The 13,857-nt window shown below is 36.6% G+C and carries 5 protein-coding genes; 4 read left to right on the top strand and 1 reads right to left on the bottom strand.

The window, feature by feature from the left end:
• Positions 1-13: 13 nt before the first annotated feature.
• Positions 14-5,365, bottom strand: coding sequence for a PKD domain-containing protein (locus B2Z27_RS14670; protein ID WP_286814197.1), 5,352 nt, complete (start codon positions 5,363-5,365; stop codon positions 14-16).
• A gap of 394 nt (positions 5,366-5,759) precedes the next feature.
• Between B2Z27_RS14670 and B2Z27_RS14665 the strand changes: the two genes are divergently transcribed.
• The 4 genes from B2Z27_RS14665 to B2Z27_RS14650 form a co-directional block, all read left to right on the top strand.
• Positions 5,760-7,700 carry a polysaccharide biosynthesis protein gene (locus tag B2Z27_RS14665; RefSeq protein ID WP_286814196.1) on the top strand — a complete coding sequence of 647 codons (1,941 nt, stop codon included), beginning with the start codon at positions 5,760-5,762 and terminating at the stop codon, positions 7,698-7,700.
• 37 nt (positions 7,701-7,737) lie between these two features.
• A complete protein-coding gene (locus B2Z27_RS14660) occupies positions 7,738-8,511 on the top strand; it encodes a polysaccharide biosynthesis/export family protein (RefSeq protein ID WP_286814195.1) in 774 nt (257 codons plus the stop codon).
• An 18-nt stretch (positions 8,512-8,529) separates the two neighbouring features.
• Positions 8,530-10,908 carry a GumC family protein gene (locus B2Z27_RS14655; protein ID WP_286814194.1) on the top strand — a complete coding sequence of 793 codons (2,379 nt, stop codon included), beginning with the start codon at positions 8,530-8,532 and terminating at the stop codon, positions 10,906-10,908.
• A gap of 183 nt (positions 10,909-11,091) precedes the next feature.
• On the top strand, positions 11,092-13,857 hold a 2,766-nt coding region (locus B2Z27_RS14650), incomplete at its 3' end, for a galactose oxidase-like domain-containing protein (RefSeq protein WP_286814193.1).

The raw sequence follows: 13,857 nt of genomic DNA, 5'->3' as shown, positions 1-13,857 counted from the left end.
TAAATCAATTTTATTATTTACCTTTTATAATCTTTTTGTAAGTAAATTCATTATTCTCTATTCTGGTAATTTCTATTAAGTACAAGCCATCGGATAAAAATGATACATCAATAGCAATTTCTTCCGGATGATCTTTTTGAATTACATTTTGAAATACCAGTTTTCCATAATAATCATAAACCCCAAGTGAGATAGATTCATTCATGAATTCTGATAAGTTGATATTTAGATTTTCATCCCCTACAGGATTTGGATAAATTTTAATGTCTTCTAATTCTGGGTTATTAAGAGTGCCGTTTTCTTCTGTGACCATTATTTCAATAGTGGTAGTATCCGAAAGTCCTTCCGAATCTGCCACGGTTAATGTAGCTGTAAAGGTGTTTACAGAGGTGTAAGTGTGTGACGGGTTTATTCCTGTTCCAGTGGTTCCATCACCGAAATCCCAAGAATATGAAGCTATTGCATCATCGTCAGAAGACCCCGAAGCATCGAATTCAACCAGTAAAGGAGCCTCTCCACTTATTGGCGTAGCCGTAGTCATGGCAATAGGAGGTGTGTTACCAGATGAAGGTTGCGTTACCGTGATATTGATGGTGGTAGTATCCGTAAGTCCTTCCGAATCTACCACTGTCAATGTAGCTGAGAAGGTATTTGCCGAAGTGTAAGTGTGTGAAGGATTTATACCCGATCCCGTTGTTCCATCACCGAAATCCCAAGAATAAGAGGCTATCATATCATCGTCAGAAGATCCCGAAGCATCGAATTCAACCAATAAAGGAACCTCTCCACCTATTGGCGTAGCCGTAATCATGGCAATAGGAGGTGTGTTGCCAGATGAAGGTTGCGTTACCGTGATATCAATAGAGGAAGTATCCGAAAGTCCTTCCGAGTCAATTACTGTCAATGTAACCGTAAAGGTATCTATTGAAGTATATGTGTGTGACGGGTTTATTCCCATTCCGGTGGTTCCATCACCGAAATCCCAGGAATAAGAGGCTATCGCATCATCGTCAGAAGACCCGGAAGCATCGAATTCAACCAGTAAAGGAGCCTCTCCACTTATTGGCGTAGCAGTAGTCATGGCAATAGGAGGTGTGTTACCAGATGAAGGTTGCGTTACCGTGATATCGATGGTGGTAGAATCCGTAAGTCCTTCCGAATCTACTACTGTCAATGTAGCTGAGAAGGTATTTACCGAAGTGTAAGTGTGTGAAGGATTTATACCCGATCCCGTTGTTCCATCACCGAAATCCCAAGAATATGAAGCTATTGCATCATCGTCAGAAGACCCCGAAGCATCGAATTCAACCAGTAAAGGTGCGCTACCCGTCATTGGGTTTGCTATTGCTGCGGCGGTTGGAGCTAAATTGGTTACAGCAGTTGGCGAAACTACAATTTCTATAGTTTCAGTATCCGATAATCCTTCGGCATCGGTAACAGTTAGGATAGCGTCATAAGTACCTTCATTGGTATAGGTGTGTGATATTACCGCACCGGTTTCAATTGCAGAACCGTCGCCAAAATTCCATGAATAAGAAAAAATTCCGTTATCGTCGGTCGATTCAGAACCATCGAAACTCACTTCTAGCGGTGCTTCGCCATTTTTTGGCGTTGCATTAGCAACCGCCGTTGGTCCACTGTTTAAGGGTACTTCTACCGTTATCAATATGTTATCCGTGTCTGTTAAACCTGCTGAATCTGTAATAGTAAGTACTGCCGTAAAATTACCAACTGCTGTATATGTATGTGTTGAGGTTATACCGTCACCAATAATGCCATCACCGTAATTCCAAGCATAAGAAACTATAGTGTTATCGCCAGAAGAACCAGATGCATCAAACGAAACATTTAAGGGCAGTTCTCCTATTTGAGGAGTTGCGACAATATTTGCAATAGGGGCACCGCTAGAAGTAATTTCAATTACTTCGGTATCCGTACCACCATCATTAGCTGTAATAGTTAAAACTACATTGTATGTTCCAGAATAGATAAAAGTTTTGTCAACATTTACACCTGTGGCAGATGTGCCATCTCCAAAGTCCCAATTATATGATGCTATCCCCGAATCATCAGCGGAATCAGAACCATCAAAATTAACTTCTAACGGAGCACTACCGTTAGTTGGTACCGCAGTAATAGCTGCGACCGGTGGAGTATTTCCGCCATTTTGTGATAAATTGATAACTGATAAATTATCGTAATAAACAGTTCCCGGGTTATTAGAGTTATAATTAGTATACAGCCAAATATTCAGTGTAGAAATGCCACTAGGTACAATAAAGGTTTCTTCATAATTTGTCCAGCCTGAACCGAACGTATGTTCCATAAGTGCGGAATTTGTTTGATTGTTTTGGTTTACTTCAATTCTGGGTATTCCGTCTGTACCATCTGCATCAAGAGAGACAAGTATTTCATTACCGGCAGCTATACCTAAAGTTGTTAAATCTAGCTCAATTTCATGTCTTACAAAAGGAGTATCGCTATCAATATTTACAAGTTTAAGTGAACAATCTGATCCGTTTGTGTTTTCCGCATTACCGACAGCAATTTCCAAATTGTTGGAGGTCCCCTTAGGTAATGTTATGGCACTATCTTCATTTACTAATTGATTTGGGCAACCGTCGGTTTCATCGATAACTGTCACTTTCAAATCGAAAACAGCTGTGCAACCTCCCGCTGTGGTCATTACAAATTGACCTTGATTAGTAATATCAACCAAGCCATTATTTCTTTCAGGATTTCCAAAAGGAAAAACATCAGTGTCTATTTGATATTCATAGCTGCCACTACCGCCTGAGTCAAAAGTAGGTCCATTTTCTTGTGGTGTGGTAATGTAATATTGATTACCTGCTGTTATTGCTCTAATGTAAATGTCGCCACCTTCTTGTACCGTTATAGAATTTCCAGTAAGCCAGGTGCCGTTTTCCCCTATCTTGTATTGCGCGGTTATATCTCCTGTAGAACAATTAACTACATCTGGATTACCTGTGTTTATTCCTTGTTGGTAATATTCATAGATTTCGGATTCTCCCAAAACTTTATTAAAAACTTTAAGCTCATCAATTTTACCGTTTATCTCATCAGTGATTCCACTACCGTTAGCATAACTAGGTAAGTTAGCGGCAGTTCTCTCATCATAGAAACCAGAGGAGGTAAAGTGCGATTGTAAGCTTCCATCATCCTTAAAGGGGATGGTGCCGCTAAGTTCTTTCCAAGAAATTAATTTTCCGTTAGCATAAAGTTTTGCTGTCTTACCATCATAAGTAGCCGCAATATGCACCCAAGTATCCATTGGCGCCCATCCGGCATAAAGATCTACTGGTCCGTTGTCCGTAACGAAAGCCCATTTGTAAAGTGTGTTGTGAAAACCGAAAAAGAGGGTACTCACGTAATCATGACTAAAGAGACCAACGTTTGCCACCTTGCCCGTCTCTGGAATGGTGCTTCCTGCGGAGTTTCTATACGCCCATGTCATTACCGTTATTTGGTCGTCCAGAGTTTGCAAGGATGGTGAACTTGGAATGTCCACTAGGGCATTGCTGTCATGTTCCAGTCCATTAAATTCTATGGCACCGCCTATAATTCCAGAAGTCCAATTGTAATTACCACCATTCGTGGTGATGTTGCCGTTGTCATCATGCTCAACAATATTAGCATTATTATTGTAAGAACTTGTGTCAGCTGCATTAGGACCACTGGTTTCGTCGAACTTCATGTCAACCACCAAATTCGTATTTGTTACTTGTAATTGTTGAGCAGTACCTATTCTTAGTGTTCTTGAAACACTAGGGGTGCCATTTGCGTTTAGAGCAAAGAGCATATAGTACCCCGGTGGTAAAAGGTTTCTGTCCGGTATGGTTAAGGTATGGCTAGTGCCAGAAGTAGTAGTTAAAGGAATTCTCCTTTGCTCATTATTTGTTGAGTGGGTTGCTGCTGAGAATCTTACTAAACTAAATGATTCCACTGAAACATCGGTATTTACTTGTAAAACATCCGTATAATCTACTAATAGATTGTTGTAAGGTCCTGTGCCTAATGTATTTCCCGTAACATTGGTTATAGTGGGTCTTGATGCTAAATTACCGGTACCATCAAAAAGATATGGTGGACTGTAAATTTCAGCGTTGAAGTGGTTTTCACAATTCAATGTGCCATCGCAAAGTCCACCGCCGCCTACAAATACCCTGCCATCGGTCATTAAGATGGCAACGCTGTGATATGTTCTTGCCTCTTGCATTGCCGCTACCGTTTCCCAAGTTCCTGGGCCTCCGCCTGATGATGGAGTGTAAAGCTCAGCTATATAGCGTGCACCAACATCAGTGAACACGGCGCCTCTGTCCAGCCCCCCCGTTACCAAAACCTGTCCATTGGGTAGGACTGTGCTGTTGTGCATGGTGCGACTCTCCATTAGGTTGCCTGCACTGGTTACTTGGGCTTGGTTTCCATAAGGGACATTTATATCGATAACAAATGAATTGTCCTTAGCCGGTGTTGTAGTTGTGGAGCTTTCTCCATAAGAGGTAGCACCGCCAACCTTTAATATTTTCCCAATATCAAACATTACTGTCGTGCCTTTCATGGAATAGGTGTCATTAGCCCTAAATCCGGCTGAGGTTATAGCACCGCCTGATACATCTGGGTCTATCCAATGCATCTCTTCGCTTGGTCCGGCATGAAAAAGTTTTCCATTAGGTGCAGGCCATAACCAAACGTGGTTGTCAACCCTGTACAAAGGATTTGTCTGTGTTTCAAGATTAAGGTCATTGGCAGTATAGATGTCCTCTCCTGAAATATTGGAAAGGTTGATCCAACCAGATTCCGGTGTCCATAGTTCGGCGTCTTTACCTCCATTATTTCCTGCTCCACCGCTCCATGACCCGCCAACGGTAAACACTGCGCCATTGGATAAGGTTACGTTTCCCTGATAACCCCTAGGGATGTTCATGTCCGCAGCGCGTGACCATATCCCTGTAATTGGGTCGTAAATACTTGTTCGCTCGCTAGTAGTGCCACCTGCGGATAGAATACGACCATCGGCAAGGTTATTAATTCCTGGGCAGAACATGTCATGATCCGTTTGTGTGACCGTTTCGCCAAGTGCGCCTCCAAGACCCCCGTTGAGGGTGGGGTCAAAAATCTCGGTATAAGTCATACCATCACCAATCTCAATAAAAGTATTACGAAATTGTGATGACCATGTAATCAATCTTCCATCAGGTAAGTTCGCAACAGCTACGGGAACAATACCGAATGGAATAGGGTCGCCCCATTCACCATCTTGAGTTCGAGATTGAGATTGAATATTGCTTGAGCAAAACAATAAAATAAGTATGATATATAAATTTAAAGAATTGATGTGTTTCATTTTCTACTGAGAATCAAAAAGTTTGCATTTTAAGGGAACTTTTCTAATAACAAAGATACTTTTGATTGAGTGAAATGCGCTAACAATACGCTGAAATCCATCAATTTGTCGATTAAGTACGTCAGCATTTTTTTGTCTGTCCAAGGAGAAAAAACTTACTTGTCCATTTTGTGAAATATTGTCGTAGAAACATCGTTTATAACATGGATTTAGTAAATTTGCCTGATAGTCAGTAAATAAACATGGTACATTGATGTAAATCCAGAAGTGATTTTTTAACTTAAATTCTTTTAGACGATCATAAATGCGAATTAAACGAATATAAATTAGTTTATTTTATTTTGAGATAATCCCAATTTATATTCGTATTCGACAAGTCCAAAAAATAAAAAAAATGACCTACTTTAACTTACCAAACAATATTAACCGTTTTGCATCTAAATGGATAGTTTTGGCTATAGATGTTATAATGGTTAGTGTATGTTTTATACTTTCTTATTGTATTAGATTCAATTTAACATTTGATTTTGATGTAAATAAACTTTTGGTACAGCTTCCTTTGGTTTGTTTGATTACTTCAATATCTTTTTTGATAATAGGTTCTTATAAAGGCGTAATCAGACATACTGGTGTGCGTGATGTCTATAATATTTTTAACACTATTTGTTTGTCAAGTATTTTGTTGATAATAATGGTGTTGATCAATAAGCAATTAGACGTTTTAGAGAATTTTACCATACCTCTTTCGATAATTATTATCTATAGTTTACTTTCTTTTATTGGATTAACGGCATCCCGTTTCGTATTTAAGTCCATGTATAATGCTATACTTAAAAAAGATATTAAATTTCATAAAAACGTTATTATATATGGTGCGGGTGAGTCTGGTATACTTACCCATAATGCTTTGACACAAAACACTCAAAATAAGATAAGGGTGTTAGGTTATATTGATAATGATAATAAAAAGGTAGGTAAACAAATTAATGGTATTGATGTTTTTAGTAGACGAATTTTAACAGAAGAATTTATTTTAAAAAACAACATATCTGAAATAATTTTTTCGATAAATAAAGATATCTCTCCTAAAAAATTAAGAATTCTTGTTGAAAGATTAGTGGATTATCCTGTTGAAGTGAAAATAGTACCACCTGTTGAAGATTGGATCAATGGTGAGCTTAAGGTTTCGCAAATTAAACAAGTACAGATAGAAGATTTGTTGGATCGGGCGCAAATCAATATTGATAATAGTAGAATTGCTAATGAATTAAATAATAAAACGGTATTGGTTACTGGTGGGGCTGGTTCAATTGGGAGTGAATTAGTAAGACAAATTTGCACATATAACTATAAGTCTCTGATTGTTATAGATCAAGCGGAGTCGGCTTTATACGATCTTCAACAGGAACTAAAACAAAATGGTTTCCATAACTTTATACCCATTGTTGGTGATGTTAGGGATAAAAATAGGTTGAATTCAATATTTGAAGAATATAAGCCAAATATGGTATTTCACGCAGCGGCCTATAAACATGTTCCTCTTATGGAATATAATTCTTATGAAGCAATTAAAATAAATATTGCTGGTACTAAAAATATATCAGATTTATCTATAATACATGGTGTAGAGAAATTTGTATTCGTTTCAACCGATAAAGCCGTTAACCCAACTAATGTTATGGGAGCTAGTAAAAGGATAGCGGAAATGTACATTAGCTGTATGCAACAAGAAGGTAAAACTAAATTTATAACTACTAGATTTGGAAATGTTCTTGGGTCAAATGGTTCAGTAATTCCACTTTTTAGAAGACAAATTGAAAAAGGAGGACCTATAACTTTGACACATAAAGATGTAACAAGATATTTTATGACCATTCCTGAAGCCTCACAATTGGTTTTAGAAGCTGGTTCAATGGGGCAAGGTGGAGAGATTTTTATCTTTGATATGGGTGAATCTGTAAAAATATTCGATTTGGCAAAGAATATGATTAAACTTTCCGGACTTAACTATCCTGATGATATTGACATTAAAATTACTGGTTTAAGACCAGGGGAAAAATTGTATGAAGAACTTTTGGCCAATGGTGAAAGTACCATGCCTACATATCATAAAAAAATAAAAATTAGTAAAGTCAGAGAATTAGATTACCCATTAATTAGAACCAGAATTGATGAATTGTGTATTACAAATATGTTCTTTGCTGGTGATCCAGTAGTGTTAATGAAAAAGATTGTACCCGAGTTTGTTTCCAATAATTCAGAATTATGTAAACTTGACGACTCTAAAGAGGTTAATCAAGATGCTTCACCATCTTTGAAAATTGTTAAATCCTAGAATAGTAAATCGACAACATTTATATTAAAATTAAATTATGATCAAAAAATCAACCGTTAAGCTTTATGCTCTATTTGTAATTAGTTCATTGATTTTTGCTTCTTGTGCGTCAAAAGCAGATGTAGTATATTTTCAAAATGCTGGAGAGTATGAAACTATTGTTTCGGATAATTCACATACTAATAAGTTTAAAATAGATGATGTCGTATCAATAAATGTTTCAACATTAGATCCTCAAGCAAGTATGCCTTTTAATTTATTTAAGGGTGCAGAAGAAGGAGGGATACGCGCTGAACAATTAGATTATATTATTGATAAGAATGGTGATATAGATTTTCCTGTTTTGGGTGCTGTGAAAATAGTAGGTTTGTCTCCTGAGGAAACAAAATTATTACTGAAAGATAAATTGAGTAATTATTTAAAAGATCCAATCATTAATATTCGTTTAAAAAACTTTACAGTATCGGTTTTGGGTGAAGTTTCCAGACCAGGGACATATCCGGTTAATGGAGAGCAAATAACTGTTTTGGAAGCAATAGGATTGGCTGGGGATTTGACTATAAAGGGTATACGTCAAAATGTGATGGTCATTAGAGATTTTAATGGGACCAAGGTTTATACACGTATTGATCTTACACAAAAAGAAGCATTAAATTCACCGGTTTATTATTTAACGCAGAATGATATTGTCTATGTTGAGCCTAATAAATCGGCCATTACTTCATCCGCTTTAGATAATCGTGCCTCAATTTGGGTATCTATAGCTTCTGTTTTAATTACATCTACAGTGTTAATACTTACAAGACAGTAAATAAGTTTTATATTTTTTATGGAAAAAAAGAAAAGAATTTCTCTTGGAGATAGTTCTGATTTATCCGATTTAGTCAAAGGATATTCTAAACACTGGAAATGGTTTGTAGTGTCTGCTATTTTCTTTCTAATGCTTGGTGTAATTTATTTAAGATATGCTACGCCTAAATACAAGGCGGCGGCAAAAATTCAAATTTTAGAAGATAAGTCTGCATCTTCAGAACTTTCTGTGTTTTCTGATTTGGATTTTTTGGGGAAGGGTCAAAATAATGTAGAGGATGAACTTGAAATTTTAGGATCTCGTTCTAATTTGGTTGAAGTTGTTGATAACTTAGATTTAAATGTTGTATTGGTTGAATTAGGCAATGTAAAAAACTCTGAGATTTATACAGAAAAGCCCATTAAGATAAATTTTTTGGCAAGTGATTCTATCGTTAATAATTCTAAAATGGAGTTTTATCTTGAGATATCCAATAATACGACGTTTGGATTTAGCCTAGATAGAGATGAGCCATCTAAAATATATTCTTATGGTAAAAACATTCCAACAGAAATAGGGGATATTGTAATAACACCAAACTTACCACATTTTAATAAATTTAAAGATAAGCAGATAAGGGTGTCTATTAAGCCTTTGTTTATTGTTGCTGAAAGTTATCAGGAAAAATTAGTAATGAATCCGGCAACGGAGTTTTCTAATATTCTTAATATTTCATTGGAAGACGCAAATCAAGAAAAAGCTAAGGATATTTTAAATAATTTAATTTTTACCTATAATAATAATGCGATTATAGATAAAAAAGCCATAGCGGATAAAACGTCAACTTTTATTGATGAAAGAATAAAAGAAATTTCAACCAACTTAACTTCAGTAGACCAAACGGCACAAGATTTTAAAACAACAAAAGGTGTGACTGATATTCAGGGCGAAGCTAATATAGCTTTGAATATTGGGGCTGCTAATAGACAAGAGTTAGAGAATGCCAAAACTCAATTGAATATAGCAAGTGGAATGAAAGATTATGTTAGCTCAGAAACCGGCTATGAGGTTTTGCCTTCCAATGTTGGTCTTTCTGATCCAACTATTGCCAATACCACTGCTAAATATAATGAATTGGTATTGGAAAGAAATAGGTTGCTTAAAAGTGCAGATGAGCAAAATCCTATGATTGTTAATTTAGATCAGCAATTGGATGGATTAAAACAAAGTATGCAGTCAAGTTTGTCAGGCATGGAAAGAAATTTGGGGCTTCAGGTAAATAATTTATCTAGTCAAATGTCCAGAATTAATTCTAAAATTTATTCTGCCCCAAAAAATGAAAGAGAATTTAGGGATATAACGAGGCAACAACAAACAACAGAGTCTCTTTATTTGTATTTATTGCAAAAGCGTGAAGAGTCACAGATAACCTTTGCTTCTAGTTCACCCAAATCGAAGGTTATAGACAATGCTTATCAAGTAGGAGATACACCGGTTTCTCCACAAAGACCAAAAATTTATTTAGCATTTTTAATGGTAGGTCTGTTATTGCCTTTTTCAATAATCTACGCCAATCAGCTTTTGGATAACAAAATCCATAACAAAGTATCGCTTGAGAAACTAATCAATGAAGTTCCGATTTTGGCAGAGCTGCCAAAAATGGGAAGAAATGAAGATATGTTGATCAGATCTGATGATCGCTCGGTTTTAAGTGAATCATTAAGAATACTGAGAACGAACTTAGATTATTTGATAAAATCAAAGAATGATAAAAAGAACAATATCATTTTTGTTACTTCTAGTGTTCCAGGTGAAGGTAAAACCTTTATTTCATCTAACCTTTCAATGATTTTTGCGAATACTAATAAAAAGGTATTGCTAATTGGTGGTGATGTTAGAAACCCTAAATTATATACCTATTTTGCTCAAAAAGATGTTGATAAAATTGGTAGTCGATCAAGGGGTAATGTGGATATAGGTCTATCTGAATATTTGCACGATCCTAAAATTCAATCAAAAGATATTATTAATTCAATGCTAGTACATTCTACTACGTTTGATGTTATTTATTCTGGTAAGATTCCACCAAATCCTGCTGAATTATTAATGGGTAATAGAATGGGGTCACTATTAGATGAAATGTCTGAAAAGTATGATTATGTTATCGTAGATACTGCTCCAATTATGGTTGTTACCGATACCATGTTAATCACTGATCTTGCAGACCATATTGTTTATGTTACTAGAGCAGGGGTCACAGAAACAAAAGTATTGGAGCATCCTGTAAATCTTTGGAATCAAGGAAAACTTAAAGGATTAACATTTGTAGTTAACGATGTTAAGGAATCTAATTTAGGTTATGGTGGTAAGTATGGTTATGGATACGGAAAATCAGTTAAAAAATGGTGGAAGTTTTAATCTTAAATAATTTGATTTAAGATTTAATTAAAGTTTATTAAAGATGTATTATCCTCGTGGTGTAACTACGAGGATTTTTTGTTTATCGGGTATTAGTGTAGTTCATCGATAATTTGCAATAAAAAAAGACTTTAATAAAATACTATGCTTTATTTTGTAATTCCCCTATTGTAAAAGAGCGTTATGTGTAAATGTCATATAAATTGGGGACGGTTTTCGGTTAGCTTTATTTTCTTATTTTTTATTTCTTCTAGTTATTCACAAGCTTTAAACGAAGTTGGTGAATGGGGGGGGGCAATTCCATTTGAGATTGTACCCGTAGCTGTGGCAAACCTTCCTGATGGTAGGTTGCTAACATGGTCTTCCCAGTTTCCTAATACTTTTGATGAAATAGGTGATGGCTATACATATACTGAGCTATTTGACCCTAACGGTAACAATGGATTAGGAAGAGCTTTAGGTATGACCTTGACAGATACGGATCATGATATGTTTTGTCCTGGTATTAATAATCTAGCGGATGGAAGTATACTATCTGCCGGAGGTACTACGAGCGAACGTACCAGTATTTACGATCCTAAAACCAATCTTTGGACACGTGCCGCGGATATGAACATTCCACGTGGTTACCAAGGTAATGTTACACTTTCTAATGGAGCGGTATTTACTGTAGGTGGTTCTTGGAGCAATGGCGCTGGTAATAATGGTGGCAAAGCAGCCGAAATTTGGTCTCCTGAATCTGGATGGATTAATCTTCCAGGAATTACCGGTGAAAGTATCTATAATTCTAACGATCTTAATCTAGAAAGTCAAACAAACCCTTTATATAGGGTAGATAATCATGTTTGGCTTTGGCCTGCTCCAAATGGAAAATTATTTCATGCAGGTCCAAGCGAAGAAATGCATTGGATAGATTTAGATGCGCCGGGCGGCTCTATAAGTTCTGCAGGATTTAGGGCAGATGATACATATTCAATGAAAGGGACTACCGTAATGTTCGACATTGGTAAAATTTTAAAAGTTGGTGGTGCCACTTCTTATGGTGAGAGTTACAATAGTACTACGCCAGCAAAAAATAATTCATATGTTATAGATATAAATGTACCTTATCCCCAATCACCAACGGTTATTAGTGCAGGCCATTTGTCTGAAAGTAGAACAATGCATAACAGTACGGTTTTGCCCAATGGTCAAGTTTTAGTTACCGGTGGTCTTGATAGGGGAGCGGTATTCACAGATGTGGGCGCTCGTCATGTAGCGGAACTCTACACACCGTCTTTAAATGGGGGTTCTGGTACTTGGAAAACCGTTGCAGAGATGCAGGAGGCTAGAACCTATCATAGCGTTGCCATTTTAATGACGGACGGTCGCGTTTTTGTTGGTGGTGGCGGTCTTTGTGATAATCTCCTAAATGGATGTAACAACCATTTTAGTGCCGAGATTTATAGCCCTCCTTATTTATTTGATTCTTCAGGCGATTTAGCTATAAGACCTATTATTTCCCATGCTCCAGAAAGTTCAGGTTATAATTCAAACATTACGGTTACGGCTAGTATAGGAATTACTGAGTTTAGTCTTGTTCGGTTTTCTGCTGCTACCCATTCAACAAATAACGAGCAAAGAAGAATTCCGGTTAGTTTTACGGGAAATGGTACTTACAATATAACTATTCCGAACCGAGAGCTTTTACCTCCAGGATACTACATGCTATTTGGCCTTGACAATAATGGTGTGCCAAGCAAAGCCGCTACCATTAAAATTGGTTCCGCCCTTCCATTGGAAATAGCCAATGAAAATTTAATTGTTGATATGCAGTTTGAGGATGCAAGTGGAAGCAATGCATTGGATAGTAGTATATATAGTAACGATGCATCTATTGTTGAATACGATGATCAAGGAAGCCCAGTAGCTAATGCTGGAAATTATAGTTGGACATCTGGCATTATTGGTGGCGCTATCGAATTCAATGGTCTTGAACACAGTAGTAATGCGTTGATCGATATTCCTAGTTCAGCATCTTTACAAACGTTGGATGAACAAATAACGGTTATGGCTTGGGCTTATAGAAATTCTGCCGGTAGTACTATACCCGAAACTGGAAAAGTAGCAAACGTAGGTCTTTTTAGCCATGATTATGTAAGTACCTTATTTTTTGGCTTTCATAACACATTGTATAAATGGGCCTTTGTAACCAATAATGGACCGGTAGATCTTTATGCTGGGCGTGCTCCAATGGATACTTGGGTACATATGGCGGCAACCTATGATGGTAACACCGCCAAACTTTATGCGAATGGTAAATTGATTGCATGGAAAGAATTAAGTGGTACCATTCCTTTTAAAGATGATGGAAGCTTACAATCGCATTTTACATCTTCTGGTTTTTATGATGAGAGAATTGCTGCTGAATTGCCAAGCTATGCTAATGGAAGTGGTATAACCGATGAAATAAACGGTAAAATTGATGAGCTTAAAGTCTTCAATAAAGTGTTAGGTGAATCTGAAATAAATGAATATTATCAACAAGGTATCAATACGGGTAATCCAGATGTTGTAATCTGTACTACTGAAGATATTATTGCTCAATATCGTATAGGCGTCAATGGTCATTGGCAAACAGGAAATGCATTAAGTATAGAAGAAGGTGTGGATATTTATCTTAGGGCTCAAACTCCAAACAATCAATATTATATTACTACTCCTCAAGAAAACGGACCTACATTCAATTCTGGAGGTAGTGAAAGCTATGTTTATAAAATAGATACGGGGGTATTTCAAGGGAGCAATCCAAAAAGAAATGATGGTTTAATTGATATTTCTAATCAAGGGCAATTTGTGATGACTACGGCGAATGGTTGTGCTACCGTTTTTGATTTGCAAGTAATTATAGTCGATGAAACAAATGGTTGTTCTAACCAATTGAAAAACGATTCGGCTGGTATCGTGCTG

It is taken from the genome of Maribacter sp. UBA3344 (assembly GCF_002362375.1).
In the GTDB taxonomy this organism is placed as follows: domain Bacteria; phylum Bacteroidota; class Bacteroidia; order Flavobacteriales; family Flavobacteriaceae; genus Maribacter; species Maribacter dokdonensis.
The sequence above is the reverse complement of the archived record's forward strand: the minus strand, read 5'-3'. Positions and strand labels throughout refer to the sequence as shown.

What these genes read in the sequence shown, in the direction of transcription:
- B2Z27_RS14670 (WP_286814197.1), bottom strand. Translation starts at nt 5,365, where the DNA reads ATGAAACACATCAATTCTTTAAATTTATATATCATACTTATTTTATTG.
- B2Z27_RS14660 (WP_286814195.1), top strand. Translation starts at nt 7,738, where the DNA reads ATGATCAAAAAATCAACCGTTAAGCTTTATGCTCTATTTGTAATTAGT.
- B2Z27_RS14655 (WP_286814194.1), top strand. Translation starts at nt 8,530, where the DNA reads ATGGAAAAAAAGAAAAGAATTTCTCTTGGAGATAGTTCTGATTTATCC.
- B2Z27_RS14665 (WP_286814196.1), top strand. Translation starts at nt 5,760, where the DNA reads ATGACCTACTTTAACTTACCAAACAATATTAACCGTTTTGCATCTAAA.